General features: G+C 63.6%; 16 protein-coding genes. 11 read left to right on the plus strand and 5 right to left on the minus strand.

The annotated features are described in order from the left end of the window. Positions 1 to 57 precede the first annotated feature (57 nt). From ABR948_RS06965 to ABR948_RS06975, 3 genes are all read left to right on the plus strand, one after another. Positions 58 to 1299, plus strand: a complete 1242-nt coding sequence (locus ABR948_RS06965) for an aminotransferase-like domain-containing protein (protein WP_428115031.1) — start codon at positions 58 to 60, stop codon at positions 1297 to 1299. Positions 1300 to 1397: 98 nt separating this feature from the next. Beyond that, the gene (locus ABR948_RS06970) at positions 1398 to 2282 is read left to right on the plus strand and encodes a LysR family transcriptional regulator (RefSeq protein WP_428115033.1); all 885 of its coding nucleotides are present in this window, start codon (positions 1398 to 1400) and stop codon (positions 2280 to 2282) included. A gap of 109 nt (positions 2283 to 2391) precedes the next feature. Further along, entirely contained in the window at positions 2392 to 3594 is a 1203-nt protein-coding gene (locus tag ABR948_RS06975) for a YbfB/YjiJ family MFS transporter (RefSeq protein WP_428115035.1), read from the plus strand. On the opposite strand, the gene ABR948_RS06980 is transcribed toward ABR948_RS06975, so the two are convergent. Continuing rightward, positions 3542 to 4828 carry an amidohydrolase family protein gene (locus ABR948_RS06980; RefSeq protein WP_428115037.1) on the minus strand — a complete coding sequence of 429 codons (1287 nt, stop codon included), beginning with the start codon at positions 4826 to 4828 and terminating at the stop codon, positions 3542 to 3544. The two genes, ABR948_RS06975 and ABR948_RS06980, sit on opposite strands and share 53 nt — an antisense overlap. 180 nt (positions 4829 to 5008) lie before the next feature. Between ABR948_RS06980 and ABR948_RS06985 the strand changes: the two genes are divergently transcribed. After that, positions 5009 to 6283, plus strand: coding sequence for a serine hydrolase domain-containing protein (locus ABR948_RS06985; RefSeq protein ID WP_428115039.1), 1275 nt, complete (start codon positions 5009 to 5011; stop codon positions 6281 to 6283). A 51-nt stretch (positions 6284 to 6334) separates the two neighbouring features. Here ABR948_RS06985 and ABR948_RS06990 read toward each other — a convergent pair whose 3' ends face one another. Then, positions 6335 to 7153, minus strand: coding sequence for an aldo/keto reductase (locus ABR948_RS06990; RefSeq protein ID WP_428115041.1), 819 nt, complete (start codon positions 7151 to 7153; stop codon positions 6335 to 6337). 152 nt (positions 7154 to 7305) lie between these two features. Here ABR948_RS06990 and ABR948_RS06995 point away from each other — a divergent pair, with 152 nt between their 5' ends. Then, positions 7306 to 7434: a hypothetical protein gene (locus ABR948_RS06995; protein WP_428115043.1), complete on the plus strand. Its 129-nt coding sequence runs from the start codon at positions 7306 to 7308 to the stop codon at positions 7432 to 7434. Positions 7435 to 7449: 15 nt separating this feature from the next. Here ABR948_RS06995 and ABR948_RS07000 read toward each other — a convergent pair whose 3' ends face one another. The 3 genes from ABR948_RS07000 to ABR948_RS07010 all read right to left on the minus strand — a co-directional run bounded on the left by ABR948_RS07000 (position 7450) and on the right by ABR948_RS07010 (position 10415). Continuing rightward, on the minus strand, positions 7450 to 9033 hold the full coding sequence (locus tag ABR948_RS07000; RefSeq protein WP_428115046.1) for an alkaline phosphatase D family protein: 1584 nt from the start codon (positions 9031 to 9033) through the stop codon (positions 7450 to 7452). 226 nt (positions 9034 to 9259) lie between these two features. Then, on the minus strand, positions 9260 to 9646 hold the full coding sequence (locus ABR948_RS07005; protein ID WP_428115047.1) for a hypothetical protein: 387 nt from the start codon (positions 9644 to 9646) through the stop codon (positions 9260 to 9262). Between the two features lie 364 nt (positions 9647 to 10010). Beyond that, the gene (locus tag ABR948_RS07010) at positions 10011 to 10415 is read right to left on the minus strand and encodes a hypothetical protein (RefSeq protein WP_428115050.1); all 405 of its coding nucleotides are present in this window, start codon (positions 10413 to 10415) and stop codon (positions 10011 to 10013) included. Between the two features lie 206 nt (positions 10416 to 10621). Here ABR948_RS07010 and ABR948_RS07015 point away from each other — a divergent pair, with 206 nt between their 5' ends. The 6 genes from ABR948_RS07015 to ABR948_RS07040 form a co-directional block, all read left to right on the plus strand. Beyond that, positions 10622 to 11605: a TRAP transporter substrate-binding protein gene (locus tag ABR948_RS07015; RefSeq protein WP_428115052.1), complete on the plus strand. Its 984-nt coding sequence runs from the start codon at positions 10622 to 10624 to the stop codon at positions 11603 to 11605. 146 nt (positions 11606 to 11751) lie between these two features. Further along, positions 11752 to 12699, plus strand: coding sequence for an ABC transporter substrate-binding protein (locus ABR948_RS07020; protein ID WP_428115054.1), 948 nt, complete (start codon positions 11752 to 11754; stop codon positions 12697 to 12699). Between the two features lie 9 nt (positions 12700 to 12708). After that, the gene (locus ABR948_RS07025) at positions 12709 to 13581 is read left to right on the plus strand and encodes an ABC transporter permease (RefSeq protein ID WP_428115056.1); all 873 of its coding nucleotides are present in this window, start codon (positions 12709 to 12711) and stop codon (positions 13579 to 13581) included. Then, on the plus strand, positions 13574 to 14356 hold the full coding sequence (locus ABR948_RS07030) for an ABC transporter ATP-binding protein (RefSeq protein WP_428115059.1): 783 nt from the start codon (positions 13574 to 13576) through the stop codon (positions 14354 to 14356). The genes ABR948_RS07025 and ABR948_RS07030 overlap by 8 nt, the downstream gene beginning before the upstream one ends. A 12-nt stretch (positions 14357 to 14368) precedes the next feature. After that, a complete protein-coding gene (locus tag ABR948_RS07035) occupies positions 14369 to 15706 on the plus strand; it encodes an amidase (RefSeq protein WP_428115061.1) in 1338 nt (445 codons plus the stop codon). A 120-nt stretch (positions 15707 to 15826) separates the two neighbouring features. Continuing rightward, positions 15827 to 16071: TetR/AcrR family transcriptional regulator (locus ABR948_RS07040; protein WP_428115063.1), on the plus strand; the 245-nt coding region annotated here is incomplete at its 3' end.

Consider the following 16071-nt stretch of genomic DNA (forward strand, 5'->3'; position numbering starts at 1 on the left):
AAAGCTTACCAATTTGCATAAGGTTGGAACCAATAAAGAACAAGGGAAACGCCATTCATGACCTCGCCAGCGTTTGACTTCGCACCGTTGTTTCCAGCGGGATTGCCCGCGCCCGCGGCGAAATGGACCGGACTGGCCAAATACAGCTTTGTCGGCGGCAACAACGATCCGGACCAGGTCCCGGTCGAGGGCCTGATCGAGGCGGTCAATGCCGTGCTCCGGCGCGAGGGCAAGACGCTGGCCACCTACGGGCTGGCCAGCGGGCCTCAGGGTTATCTTCCGCTGCGCCAATTTCTCACGGCGAAACTGCAATCCGACGCCGGCATCGACTGCGCCGCCGACGAGATCCTGATCGTTTCCGGTTCGCTGCAGGCGCTCGACCTCGTCAATGCCACGCTGCTCGCCCGCGGCGACACAATTATCATCGAGCGGGACAGCTATCAGGGCGCGCTGAACCGGCTGACCCGGCTCGGCGTCAATGTCGTCGGCATTCCGCTCGATCATGACGGCATGCGGATGGATGCGCTGGCGCAGGCGCTGGCCGATCTCAAGCGCCGCGGCATCACGCCTAAATACATCTACACCATCCCGACCGTGCAGAACCCGACCGGCACCATCATGCCGCTGGCGCGCCGCGCCGAATTGCTGAAGCTGGCCGGACAATATGGCGTGCCGATCTTCGAGGATGATTGCTATGCTGATTTGATCTGGGACCGCCAACGCCCGCCGGCATTGCACGCGATGAGCCGCAACGGCGGCGTCATTCATATCGGCTCGTTCTCCAAGTCGATCGCGCCGGCATTACGCGTGGGCTATATCGTGGCGCCATGGAGCGTGCTGTCGCGGATGCTGGCGCTGAAGACCGACGCCGGTTCGGGCGCGCTCGAACAGATGGTGCTCGCGGAATATTGCGCGCCGCATTTCAGTTCACATGTGCCGAAGCTGACGCGGGGCCTGCGCGCCAAGCTCGAGACGCTGATGGAAGCGCTCAACGAGCAATTTGGCACGGCAGCGGAATTCGATGACCCCAAGGGTGGCATCTTCCTGTGGGTCAAGCTCCCCGACCAGGTCGATACGCTAAAACTCTACCAGGCCGCGCTCGCCGCCGGCGTCGCCATCAATCCGGGACCGGAATGGTCGACCGACAAGGTCCATGCCGGCCCCCGGTTGCGGCTGTGCTTCGCCAGCCCCTCGCATGAACAGATCCGTGAAGGCATCGCTTTGCTCGCCGAGATATGCCGCCGGGAATTCGGCGTGCCGGCGCGAAGCGCGAATGTCGAGAAACGCGGCCGGGCGTGACCGGCCGACGGCCGGAAGATCAAAACCGGCGGTCCGGGAATGGTGCGGTTCGCTGCGATGCTGTAGAATAACGCCGGGGCGCAACAGGAGCTCGCGAGATGGACGCCGCCGACCTTCGGATGTTCCAGTGCGTGGCAAGCACGGGCAGCATGAGCAGGGCTGCGCTCGAACTCAATACCGTGCAATCCAATGTCACCGCGCGCATCAAATCGCTCGAGGATGAAGTCGGCTTCGCTCTGTTCGAGCGCACCAATCGCGGGGTCACACTGACGGCGGCCGGGCAGCGGTTGCTTCCCTTCGCGGCCCGCGCCGCACGCCTGCTCGACGACGCCAAACGCGCGGTGGCCGACGAGGGAACCCCGTCCGGGAGCCTGACGATCGGTTCGCTCGACACCACGGCCGCCCTGCATCTGTCGCCGACTCTTGCGGCCTATGTCGCAGCCTATCCGGCGGTCGATCTGTCGTTGAAAACCGGAACCACCCGCGAGCTCATCGCGCAGGTGCTGGGTCGGCAGCTCGACGGCGCCTATGTCTGTGGTCCGGCCCATCATCCGGACCTGCTGGTCGATCCGTTCGTCCGCGAAGAACTCGTGATCCTGACGGCTCCCGCCATCACCAGCTTTGAGGCGCTGAGCCGCAAGCCGGACCTGAAGATCGTGGTCTTGAAAGCGGGCTGCTCCTATCGCCTGCAACTCGAAGCCATGCTGGCGCGGCGCGGCATCGTCGGCGTGCGGCTGCTGGAATTTGGCACCATCGAAGCCATCATCGCCTGCGTCAGCGCCGGCGTCGGCGTGACCTTGCTGCCGCGGGCATTGCTTGGATCGGTGTGGGAGCGCGGACGCCTGCGCGTGCATCCGCTGCCGAACGATGAGGGACAGGTCGAGACCGTCTTCATCCGGCATCGTGAAGCCTATGCCTCGGGCGCCCTTCGCGCCTTCATGGACATGGCCCGGCCGGCCTTGACGGTTGCGGCTGCCGAATAAGCCATTCGCCATCACTGCCAGCGATAGCGGCCATCAGATCAAACCGTTACCGGACGCCATTCCGTTTGCGCTAGCGTGGGCCCAGACTAACCACGGCAGTAACAACATCATGCAACACGACCGCTCCTTAGCGCTGGCCTTCGGCGGGCTGGCGGCGATGACCGCCGCACTTGGCATCGGCCGCTTTGTCTACACGCCGATCCTCCCGGCCATGCTGGGCGCGCTCGGCTGGAGCAAATCCGATGCGGGGCTGGTCGCTTCGGCCAACCTGCTGGGTTATTTCATCGGCGCATTGCTGGCCGGCCGGCCGTTCGCGGTAGCACGGCCGAGGCCCTGGCTTCTGGCGGCACTGACGATCAGCGCCGTGTCAACCGCCGCCATGGCGCTGCCGTCCGATATCGTCTCCTTCGTCAGCCTTCGCTTTATCGGCGGCGTCGCCAGCGCGTTTGTGATTGTATGCGCGTCAACCCTGGTACTGGAGCGACTGTCGGCTTCGGGACGCGGGTCGCTGTCCGCCGTTCAGTTCGCCGGCGTCGGCTTCGGGATCATGATCTCGGCCATCACCGTTTCCGTGTTGCTGGCATCGGGCGCGGGCTGGCGGAGCCTGTGGATCGGTACCGGCTCATTGGCGGTGCTGGCCGCGGTCGCGGCCGCAGCGTTGATTCCGGCGTCGGACCAGGCCGGCGCGGCGATGAAGCCCGAAATGATCAACGCGCCACCTTCGGGTATGACCGCGATGGTCGTGGCCTATGGCCTGTTCGGCTTCGGCTATATCATCACCGCAACCTTCCTGGTCGCCATCGTGCGGCTGACAGCGGAGGTTCGCGTGCTTGAGCCCTGGGTCTGGACCCTGTTTGGGCTGGCCGCGATTCCGTCCGTGACGGTCTGGAGCTGGCTGGGCCAGCGGGTCGGGATCTTGAACGCCTTTGCCGCGGCGTGCGCCATCGAGGCGGTGGGCGTCGCCGTCAGCGTCGAATGGGTGACGATCCCGGGCATCTGTCTTTCGGCGTTGCTGCTGGGCGGAACCTTCATGGGCCTTACGGTGCTGGGATTTTTGGCCGGGCGAATGCTGTCGAGCGGCCATCCGCACCGGGCTTTCGCGCGAATGACCGCGAGCTTCAGCATTGGGCAGATGATCGGGCCGACGCTGGCCGGCTTTCTGTCGGAGCGGCTCGGTGACTTTCGCGTGGCATCCCTGATCGCGGCCGCGGCGCTGGTTGCTGCCGCGGCACTCGCGCTCAGAACTTCATGGGCCGCTTCTACCTCACCGCAAATGGCGCCTGATACGGCCGCCCGAACGGCACGCCGTTGATCACGGTCTGCACCGGCTTCAGCCAGGCCTTGCCATCGCGCTTGTTGTTGCGGGTGTCGAGGAACGACACCGGCCCTTCCACCAGGTCCATGATCGCGACGTCACCGGGCGCGCCAACCTGCAGCGTGCCGATCTTCGGCGCGCGGTTGATGATTTTGGCCGGCGCCGTGGTGGTCATCGTCACCACCTGCTCCAGCGAATAGCCCATCGCCATGAATTTGCTCATCACGTTGGGCAGGAACGGCACCCCCGGCGTATTGCCTGAAAATACGTGCATGTCGGACGAAATCGTGTCCGGGGTGCAGCCGGCGGGAATCGCGACCTCGGCCACGGTAAAATCGAAGCTGCCGCCGCCATGGCCGACATCGAAGATCACGCCGCGCTGCTTGGCGGCGAGAGCCGCCGGCAGCAGCTTGCCGTCCTGCACGATGTTGGTGAACGCACCGGCCATGTTCGGCGCCCCGGAATAGGCGTGGGTCAGCACGTCGCCGGGCCGCAAGATGTTCAGAATATCGGACATCAATGCGCCGGTCTCGACGCCGCCGATATGCACCATCATCTTGGCCGGCCAGCCGCACATCTCGCAGGCCTGAATCCCGCGTTTCAGCGGCTCGAGGCCGTGCTTGAAGATCACGTTCTCCGACATCCGCACCTTGACGCCGATCAGGAAATCCTGATTTTCCGCCAGCGCCATGGCGCAGGCTTCGACCTGCGCATTGTCGATGTTGTAGAGCTCCGCGACCGGGAAGGCCGACAATCCGTTGTTGGCGATGTGGAGGAACGCATACATCCGCGCCCGCGTCTGCGCCACGATGTAGCGGCGCAGCGCCGCGAGGTTGTTGACGCCGGCATCGCCGGCCGACACCACGGTGGTCGTGCCCTGAAACTGCACCAGTTCGTCGGCGGGAATGCCGATCGCCGAGCCATAGGGATAGACATGACAATGCAGATCGATCAGGCCCGGCATCACCAGTTTGCCCGAGGCATCGATGCTCTTCGAGATGCGGGCGGCGGGAATCTCCGGCTCGATCGCCTCGATCACGCCCCAGCGGATGCCGATGTCGCGCTTGCCGCGCAGCGACTGGCTGGGATCGACCACCTCGCCGCCCTTGATCACGAGGTCGAACTTGTCGGCCGGCCCCATCGCCGCATCGGCCGGGGAACGCCCTGACCATGTCGCGGCCGCGGCCGAGCCCGTAAGCGCAAGGAAATGACGGCGTGACAGTGCGGACATGCTGGCGTTCTCCCCCAAAGGAATTTCAAGGATTTTTTTATCGATCAATGATGCGCCGGGCAGGCAATTTTCGCAAGCCGCCGGGAAGTAGCCGGCAAACATGGCTGGTCTCTTCAGGCATGCTGCCATAACCTCGCGCCGCAACCATCAAGGGCCGAAGAGCCCGAACGGGAGACATTCATGACTGCCTTGCGAATTCTCACAACCGCGCTTTGCCTGCTGGCTTCGGGCGCCGCATTCGCCGCGGAGCCGTTGCCGCGCGCCAAACCGGAAGATGTCGGCCTCTCCAGCGAGCGGCTGGCACGGATCGGCGAAACGCTGAAAGCCGACATTGAAGCCGGACGTATTCCCGGCGCGGTCATCGCCATCGCCCGGCACGGCAAACTGGTGGTGTTCGATGCCTATGGCTGGCGCGACAAGGCGGCCGGTGTCGCCATGACCACGGACACCATCTTCAACATCGCGTCGATGACCAAACCGATGACAACGGTCGGCGCCCTAATGCTGTACGAGCGGGGCAAGATCCTAATCGACGAACCGCTTGCCAAATATTTCCCGAAATTCGCCCAGATGCGCGTCGCCGCGCGTGACCCCGCCGGTGAGCCTGTGGCCGAAACCGTGCCGGCCAACCGGCCGATCACGATCCAGGATCTGATGCGCCACACCTCCGGACTTGTTTACGGCGGGCGCGGCAACACGCTGGTGCACAAGATGTACCCGGCCGGCAGCGGCGATGCGGCGCGCGACTATGACGCCACGGCATTCACCGACAAACTGGCGTCGCTGCCGCTGTTGTATCAGCCCGCCACCGTATGGGATTATGGTTTCGGTCTCGACCTGCTCGGCCTCACGATCGAGCAGATCAGCAAGCAGACGCTTGGACAATATTTGCAGGCCAATCTGTTTACGCCCCTCGGAATGACCGATACCGGCTTCTCGATTTCTCCCGAAAGGGCCGCGCGCTACGCCAGGCCGTTGCCGGTCGATCCCGACACCGGCAAGCCGCAGACGCGCAGCCCCGAACTGACAGAGCCGCTCAAATTCGAATGCGGCGGCGGCTGCGCGGCCTCTACCGCATCCGACTATCTGCGTTTTGCGTTGATGCTGATGAACGGCGGACGCTCCGGCGAGGCCCATCTGCTCGGCCGCAAGACCGTCGACTACATGCTGTCCGACCAGCTCGGCCCCAATATCAGGAATCTGGTCGGCAATGCCGATCCAACCCGCGCCGATTTCGGCTTCGGTCTGGGGCTTGCGGTGCGAACCACGCCCGGCGTGGTCAGGATGATGGGGTCGGTCGGGCAGTTCACCTGGCCTGGCGCCAGCGGTACGGACTGGTGGGTCGATCCGAAGGAGGAACTCGCGGTGGTGTATCTGTCGGCAGCGCCCGGCCCGATCCGCTGGCACTATCGCCAGAAGATCAACGCGCTGGTGTATCAGGCGATCATCGACTAGCGCAGTTCTGAACGCAGGTTCCTTCGAACCACAGGCTGCGTGGCGAACCGTTCAATCCCATGCCGGCGCGAAGCCGGGATTGACGAAGCGTTTGTCTTTCGGCAGCCCCGCGATCGCCTTGATGTCTTCCTCATCGAGCCCGACATTCAGCGCGTCGAGATTGGCCCGTTGGCTCTCGGCGCGCGAGGCCTTCGGGATCGCCGCAACGCCGTCCTGGTCGAGCAGCCATTTCAGCGCTACCTGCGCGGCGCTGGCGCCATGCTTGCGGCCGATCGCCATCAACGTCTCGTCCGAAGCCGCCCGGCCCTGCGCCAGCGGGCAATAGGCCACCAGCGGGATCGATTTTGCCGCCATAGATCTGCGCACCGGGGTCTGGTCGAGCAGCACGTGATATTCGATCTGGTTGCAGGCGATTGGCGCCTTGATCTCCTCGACCACGGTCTTCAACAGCGCGATGTTGAAATTGGCAACCCCGATGGCGCGGGTGCGGCCTTCCTGCTTCAGCTTCAGCAACGTCTCGAACATCGCCGGCAGGTTCATGTTCTTCGCCGGCCAGTGCACGAGATAGAGATCGACATGATCGAGCCGCAGCTTCTTCAGGCTGGCATCGAACGACCTTCGCATCGCATCCGGGGCGAGATTCTCGTTCCAGACCTTGGTCGTGACATGCAGATCCCTGCGCGCGACCCCTGCGGCAGCGATCGCCGCCCCGATGGCGTCCTCATTGCCGTACATTTCCGCGGTGTCGATATGCCGGTAACCGAGCGCCAGCGCGCTTTCGACCGCCGCGCGGCAGACGTCGCCCTGCATCCGGTAGGTACCGAGCCCAAGCCGCGGCAGGCTGATGCCCTGGGTTTGCAAATGTTCCATGATGGCTCCTGAAGACCTGAAATCACCGGCCAGGCAGCGGCTGCCGTGGGATGAATGCAGGCCGGATTGACGGGATGGACGAGACAGCGTGTCCGTCGCTTGATAGTCTGCCGGGAGCGCCAAGTCCAAATCAAGATCGGGTTAGAATAGCGATGGTCAGGGCTTTACGACGATGGCTGGAGGCCAACGAACTGCTCGCGATCGTCGCCGGCGTCGTCGGCGGGCTCGCGCTGCTGTCGATGCTGCTGGTATTCGGCGGCTATCTGATCGTGACCCGCTGACCAGGCCAGCGCCGCTCAGATCGGCTCCGCCAGCATTCTGCCCGGCCGCGCGTCCGGCTGCGGCTCGAGATCGACCGACCATAGCGCGCGATCATCGACGTCCTTCAAGGTCACCGTCATGATCCCCGATGGGCCGTCGATATCGACGCGGCCGAAAAACTGCAGCCCGAAACAGGGGGCGAGATTTTCGCCCTGTTCGGCGCTGCAGCCCTTCTGGTACATCGCCATCGGGCCGAACGTATTGTCGAGTTCGCCGGGACCCCAGCTGCCCGCGTGCAGCGGACCAGAGACGAATTCCCAGAACGGCTCGAAATCGGCGAACACGGCCCGGTTCGGATCGTAGTGGTGCGCGGCGGTGTAATGCATGTCGGCGGTCAGCCACACGGTATTGCGGATCCCGGCGCGCTTCATGAAGGACAGGAGATCGGCGATCTCGTGTTCGCGCCGCTCCGGTGGTCCATTGCCAAGCGCGATGGCGTCCTCGCTGATCAATCCGATCGGCAGATCCGCGGCGATCACCTTCCAGGTCGCGTCGGAGGCGGCGAGCTCCCGCTTCAGCCACGCCAGCTGGACCGATCCCAGGATGAAGGCATCGCCGGGATCATCGCGCTTGTTCCAGGTCGAATCGCGATAACTGCGCATGTCGATCAGGAAGACATCGAGCCGCGGTCCATAGGCTATTTTGCGATAGACCCGGCCGGCCTGCGCGGGGACCTCGCGGATCGGCATGAATTCGAAAAATGCCTGGCGTCCACGCGCCACCAGCCGGGAGGTGCCGTCCTCGGCATAACCAGCCTCGTCGACGCTGCCGATCGGCGACCAGTCATCGCACACTTCGTGATCGTCCCACTGCGCGAACATCGGCACCTGCGCGTGGAAGGCGCGCAGGTTGTCGTCGAGCAGATTGTATTTATAGTTGCCGCGAAATTGCGCGAGGCTGTGCGCCACGACGGATTTCTCCTCGGTGACGATGTTGCGCCAGGTTTCCCCGTTCGGCAGTTTCAATTCGGTGGGCACCGGACAATCCGCATAGATGTGATCGCCGGAATGGATGAAGAAATCCGGACGGTTTTCCAGCATGGTCCGGTAGGTTCGCATGCCGCCACGGCCGGGATCGATGCCCCAGCCCTGGCCGGCGGTATCACCCGACCAGACGAACGAGACCGACGCGGGCTTCGCCGGCGCGGTCCGGAAATGTCCTGTCAGCGTTTCGCCCGATATCCCGTCGGCGATATCTTCGAACCGCACCCGGTAGAAGATGTCCTGCCCGGCCGGAAGACCTTCAAGCAGCGCTTTCGCGGTGAAGTCATGATCCGGCAGCGCGCCTGACGATGCCGTACGCAGGATGGTCTTGAAGCTTTCGACCGTTGAACATTCCACCTGCATCCGCGCCGGCCGGTCCGACCTCGCCCACACCACCGCGGAGCCGCCCGATACATCGCCCGACTGAATACCGCTGATCATCTGCGGACGATCCGCGGCCCGGCTGAGAGCGGGTCTGGCGAGACTCCCCAATCCCGCGAGCGCGACCGTGGATGCGGAGCGGACCAGCCAATCGCGCCTGGTCAGATTTTTCTTCGCACGTACCGCAATCGCCATTCGGGGCCACCTCGTCGAATCACGACGAAGGGTGCCCGCTCAACTTGACTCCAGGCCGAAGGTTTTTTGACTCCAGGCCGAAGGTTTTGCGACAGCCGGATGACTCCGGGATCGGTTGCGGCGGGGATTCCGGAAATGGCGGACGCAGCCGGGGGCTGACGATGTCCGTTTACGTGCTAGCGAACCGCGGTGATCTTGCTGGCGAAGCGCTGCAGAGGCAAATGGATCAGGGCCGTGGAGGCAATTCACTGACCACGGTTCCGCGAGGTTCGTTGACCGAAATATCCAGGACGGATTCTCCGGTAGTGTGCCGGTTCTTTCCAAACACCACCAAGGTGAACTTGTCGGCTTCATGGCTTTCGGAATCCGCGAAGTATTGGAAACCGGATCCGACGATGACAAGCTTGCCCTTTGTGGGAGCCTTCAAAATCAGGACACTGTAGATTTGCATATAGGACCAGCGGAGTCCCTGAATGCATTCCGATCCCGGCGCAGCCGACATGGTCCAACTGACGATATCGTCTGTGAGCTCGAAGGGTTTTTGGTCCTTCACGCACCTCGGACTGGCGTCCGCCGATACGCCCAGAGCGGCGACGAATCCGATCGCGATCAACAGCCTGCCGAGTGTTCGGGACATTCGCCTGCATCCTTGTTGCAGGCGGGGAGAATGACGTCTCGACCTGAACGGATTCCAAGACGCAGGATTGATTTGTCCAAAGTAAGACACTGGGCCGATTTGCCTGGGTTTGGTGAACCGATCCTCAACAAACCCGCCCCTGCCCGCGACGACAGCGGCGAGCGTCCCGGTTCGCAGCCCGTGGATTTACGGGATCGAGGCCGCCGGCCCGATCAGTCCGGCCCTGCCGCCGTGATTCGCGGCGCATGTGCCGGCAAATCTGCTGGCGGCCCATCGTGACATTTCATGTCGCTGCTGGCTGCGGGTGACCGAAAACCGATGATTGGAGCCGGTGATTGCCCTATCGCTTCCAGTTGCAGATGCCGCCCGATCGGCACGGCCAGACCTGGATTCTGGCATCGAAGGCCTGGGCATCGAGCGGACTGGCGTGGCGTCGCGCGAGCCTGGTTCTGGTCGAACCGTGCGTTGTCTCCGCGCGCACAACTCTGGTCTTGCGGACCGTAATCGTGGGTTCGGCTTTGGCTTCAGCGCCGGTGTTCACGGCTGCGCCGCCCTGGTCGGTGCTGACGTCAAGCGGACCCGGCGTGAATCCGGCGGCTGGCCCCAGCGGCTTTGGCGAAAGCACCGCCCTGGACAGGTCAAGACTGAGGAATTCGTCCGGACGGTATTGGTCCGCGATCGCCAGACCGCTCCAGCTCAGGAGTGTCGTGCAAAGAATGGCACTGAAAAAATTCCTCGGGACCATAGCGGCCTCCTGAAATACCCAAAACAGACAACCATGATTATCTAGGAAGCGTTCCCTGCAATTCCAGCGGAACTTGCCGGCAAGGTTACCGCGTCGGTTGTCGCAACGCCCGGCGATGCCCGAAGCGGGGAGTTTACCAACCGCCCTGTCCCCGCTACCAAGGGAGCGTGCACTGCAGCGTATGCCGGCCTGGACCGGGAGGAACCGTGCGACTTCTCCGTTTGCTAACCGGCGCGTTCCTGCTGCTGCAACCGATAGCCGCCCGCGCCCAGACCGTCTGGGACATGCCGTCGGAATATCCGCAAAGCGCCATGTCCGGGCTTGGCGTGACCGCATTCGCGCAGCATGTCGCCGAATTAAGCGCCGGAAAACTGCTGATCCAGCCGAGCTTCGATGGCGCCAAGGGCATTCGATCGGCCGACATGCTGACCGCGATTGCGGAGCGCCGCGTTGCGGCCGGCGACGCCTTTGCCGGCGCGCTGGAAGCGGAAGACGCGATCTTCGCGCTGCCCTCGCTGCCGTTTCTGGTGACGTCGATCGCCGATGCCAGGCGGCTGGCCGACCTCGCCCGGCCCTACATCGTGACAGCATTGCACAATCGAGGCCAGCGGCTCTTGTATCTGACGCCCTGGCCACCCTCCGGCATCTGGTCGAAGGCACCGCTGAAGACGGTGTCGGAGCTATCAGGTCTTTCTGTTCGCACCTACGACAAGATATCGCGTGAGGTCTTCGCCAGCGCCGGCGCCAAGGCCACCTCGATCAGCTTCGCCGATACGATGCCGAAGCTGGTCGACGGCAGTATCAACGCGGTGCTTTCGTCGGGAGATGGCGGCGCCGGTCGCGGGTTGTGGCAGTACCTGCCCTACTTCAGCGAGATCACCTATTCGATGCCGATGTCGGTCGCGAGCGTCAATCAGGCGGTTTATGACGGATTGGCGCCGGAGTTACGCGAAGCGGTCGACATCGCGAGCCGACAGACCGAGACGGAGTTGTGGCTCGCTCTGTCCACCCGGCTGGGCGAGAATTATGCGCGTATGCGCGACAATGGCGTGACCATCGACACCCATCCGGCGCCGGCGATCGTCGCAGCGCTCCAATCCGGAGCCGCGGCGGCACAGCAGGCCTGGTGCGCGCGATCGGGGCCGGCCTGTGAGCAGGTGCTCGGCGCCTTCAAGGCCGGCAAACCCTAGGATTGCGGTCGATCGTACGGCGATTTTCCGCGTCAATTGAGTTCACTTGCCATTGAGTTCACCCGCAATTTAGTTCACCCGATGTGACGCCTGCTATAGGGTGTTGCCGCCGGGTTGCTGCAAGATCGTCCTTCGAAAGGATCGTTATGCCTGTTGCGCCCAATTCGCTGTTGTCCCGTCTGTTGTTCGTTTCATTGGGAGTCCTGTCGCTTCTCGCTGCCACACCGCAGGCCCAGGCGGACGACAAGGTTCTGCGGGTCGGCACGCTCAAGCTTATCCACGGCATCACGCCCTACTTCTACGAGAAGTTCGCGCCGCCCGGTTACACCGTGGAGGTGATTCCGTTCGAGAGCCCGACCGACGGCAAGAACGCGGTGCTGACCGGCACCGTCGACACCTGCATCCACGGCATTGCCGCGTTTCTGCTGGGCGCCGCCGCCGGCGAACCGGTGGTGATCGTCGCCGCGGCGACCAACCGCGGCATGGCGATCGTGGCCGACGCCAAATCCGACATCAAGACCATCAAGGACCTTAAGGGCAAACGCGTCGCCATCTTCCCGGGCTCGACCCAGGAGGTGGTGATCCTCGAGCGGCTCAAGGCCGAGGGCATGTCGATCAAGGACATTCAGCCGATCCGGCTGTCGTTCAGCGACATGGCCGGCGCGCTGGCACGCGGCGATATCGATGCTTACGTCGGCGCAGAACCCGGCCCGGGCATCAGCCTGGCCAACGGCACCGGCCGGCTGGTCGAATATCCGTATTCGACGTCGATCGGTTCGCTCAACATGATCCTGTCCGCCAGCGAAAAGATGGTCAAGGAGAACCCCGAGCGGCTCAGGATGATCATCGAGATGCACAAGAAGGCGACCGACTACGCGATGGCGCATCCCGAAGAAATGGTCGAGGTCGCGATGCAGAAGCTCGGTCAGCAGCGCAAGTCGATCGAAATCGCGGTGCCCAATGTCGAGCTGACCTGGAAGATCGATGACGAGTTCGTCAGGCGCGCCAAGGCCTACAGCGAATTGATGGTCGAGAAGAAGCAGGTTCGTCAGGCCCCCGACATGTCGCGGGCGATCACCGAACAGTTCATGTAGCCGATCGACGTGAACGACCACGCCACCATCCTGGCTGAAACGACGGAACCGGGGGCCCCGGTCGCCGCGGCGGCGTTGCGCCGCCGCAACCGGCAGCGGCTGGAAACACTGCGCGCCATTGCGCTCGGCGCCGGCTTCCCGATCCTGCTGATCCTGATCTGGGATCGCGCCGTCGCGATGACGGGTACGCGGCTGATTCCGAGCCCGTATCAGGTCGCTGTCATGATGTACGACTTCTCGTTCGGCGGCATCTATGACGACGCCTTCAGCGGCACGATCCTGATCCATGTCTGGAAATCGGTGCAGCGCGTCTATGGCGGCTTTTTCCTGGCCGCCGTGATCGGCATTCCCCTGGGCATGATGATCGGGCGCATCAAGCTGCTGCGGCAATTACTTGATCCGACGATTTCGCTGCTGCGCCCGATCCCGGTCACCGCATGGTTGCCGCTCTCGATGATCTTCTTTGGCTTGGGGCCGAATGCGGCGATCTTCCTGGTGTTCCTCGGCGCCTTCTATCCGATCCTGCTCAACACCATGTTCGGCGTGCGCTCGATCGATCCGCGCCTGTTCGAGGCGGCCGCGATGCTGGGCTGCTCGGGCGCCGGAATGTTCCGTCAGATCGTGCTGCCCGCTTCGCTGCCGGCCATTTTCAACGGCCTGCGGATCGCGCACGGATTTGCCTGGATATTGATCGTGGTCGGTGAAATGACCGGTGTCCCGACCGGCCTCGGTTCGGTGGTGATGGATGGCCGCACGCTGTCGCGCACCGATCTCGTGATCACCGGCATGATCGTGATCGGCGCCTGCGGCTTCATCACCGACCGGATCATCGTCGCGATCAGCAACCGCCTGTTGAGCTGGAGTCCGCAGCATCTTGAATAACGCCCTTCACCCGGAAACCCTGACGGTCAGCGGCGTCACCAAGCGTTTCGCCGTCGGCGATGGCGAGGTCGAGGCCCTCGCGCCGGTCGATCTCACCATTCCGCAGGGCGAATTCGTCTGCCTGATCGGCGCGTCCGGCTGCGGGAAATCGACGCTGCTGCGCATCATCGCCGGCTTCGAGGAGCCGTCGACCGGGGAGGCTTCGATCGACGGCAAAGCCATCACCGGCCCGGGCAGCGACCGCGGCATGGTGTTCCAGGATTACGCGCTGTTTCCGTGGATGACGGTGCGCCAGAATATCAGCTTCGGACCGCGGCAGCGCCGATTGCCGCGCGAGGAGATCGACAAGACCACCGACGAGTTCGTCAAGATGGTCGGCCTCGCCCGCTTTGCCGACCGCTATCCGAGCCAGTTATCGGGCGGAATGAAGCAGCGTGTCGCGATCGCGCGCGTGCTGGCCAACAACGCCAACATCCTGTTGATGGACGAGCCGTTCGGCGCGCTCGACGCCCTGACGCGCGAGCAGCTGCAGCACGAACTGCTGCAGATCTGGACACGCACCGGCGTCACCGCGATCTTCGTCACCCATTCGGTCGAGGAAGCCGTGCTGCTGGCGGACCGCGTGCTGGTGATGAGCGCCGGCCCGGGACGGATCGACAGTGATTTCCGCATCGAGCTGGCCCGGCCGCGCGACGTATCCTCGCCGGAGTTCAACGCGCTGCGGCGAGACATCGCGCGCCGGCTCACCAGCCACATCGTGCCGTCGCGACCTTAAGGATTTCCAGACATGACCGATCCGACCGCACGCACTGCTCCAGAATCCGGCGCCGGGGTTCTCGAACTTCTGCACCGCTTCAAGAACGATCCAGCCGCCGCCGATCGCTACGCGGCAGACTGTCTGGAAAAGACAAAAGCCGCGGAGCCCGTGCTCAAGGCGTTCGAATATCTTCCGGTCGATGTCACGCGCCGGCCAGGTCCATTGTCCGGCATTCCGGTGGCGATCAAGGACATCATCGCCACCTCGGACATGCCGACCACCAACGGATCGCCGATCTACCGCGATCACATTCCGGCCAAAGACGCCTGGGTGGTCGAGCGCCTGCGCAGCCTCGGCGCCACGATCTTCGGCAAAACCGTATCGACGGAATTCGCCTGGCGTCATCCCGGCCCGACCGTCAATCCCTGGAACCATGCGCATACGCCGGGCGGCTCATCCTCGGGCTCCGCTGCGGCGGTCGCGGCCGGCCTGGTGCCGCTGGCCCTGGGCACGCAGACGCTTGGGTCGGTGATAAGACCCGCGGCGTTCAACGGCGTCGTCGGTCTCAAGCCGAGTTTCGGCGCGATCCCGCGCACCGGTGTGCATCCGCTGAGCCCCTCGCTCGATCATGTCGGCTTGTTCGCGCGGCGCCTGGACGACGTGGCTTACGCGCTGTCGCTGCTTGCAGCTTCCAGCGACCTCGATCCGCATGGCCGGCCGCTTCCCGGCTTTCAGATCGATCCCGATCGAGGTGTGCCGCCGCTGCAAAACCCGCGTCTCGCGATCGTGCGTTTCGAAAAATGGTCGAAGGCCGAGCCCGAACAGCAGCGGACCTTCGAGGCGGCGATCGTCAAATTGCGCGACGCCGGCGCCGTTGCGCAGGAGCTTGAACTGGCCGAGCTCGATTCAACCAACTGGCACGCCATCAATATCATTCTCGCCAGCGAGGCGGCGCTGATTTTCAGCGATCTGGTCGCGCGCTACCCCGACCGTACCAGCGATCATTTGAAATCGGCGGTGCAGGCCGGCAAAGGCCATACCGCCTACGACTATCTCGCCGCCAGAGCGCTGCAGGAAAAACTGCGATCGCGCCTACCAACCGATCTTTCCGGTTTCGACGCCGTGCTGACCCTGCCAGCGTTCGGCGAAGCCCCGAAAGGCCTCGGTTACACCGGCGACGCCGAATATTGCGCGCCCTGGACCCTGCTCGGCGCGCCTGCGGTGGCGCTGCCGGCGGGCTTTGGCAACAACGGCCTTCCGCTCGGCGTGCAGATCGTCGGGAGCTATCGACAGGACTATCATCTGCTTCGCGTGGCGAAATGGGTCGAAGGTGCTTTGCGCTTTGATCCCGGGCTTCCCCGACTATAGGCGGCGCAAGGCGCCGCGACCGAAGCCGCGGGTTCAATCCATAAATTCACTTCCAGCCTGCCGTACAGTCCGCGCAAGAAAACACTTGATTAGGAAACATTCGTTCTCTATTGTGGCCACATGTCTGTCACGACACGATCAAGCCTGGAAAAATCCCGTGGGCCGGGCCGCCCGCGCGAATTCGACATGGACAAGGCGCTGGACCGGGCCATCGGCGTGTTCCGGGAACGCGGATTTCACGCCACCTCGATCGGCGATCTGAAGGACGCGACGGACCTCACCGCGGGCAGCATCTACAAGGCCTTCAAGGACAAGCGCGCGGTATTTCTGGCGGCGTTCGATCGATATACTTCGCTCCGCAATGC

This window comes from Bradyrhizobium sp. (assembly GCF_050014615.1).
GTDB lineage: Bacteria > Pseudomonadota > Alphaproteobacteria > Rhizobiales > Xanthobacteraceae > Bradyrhizobium.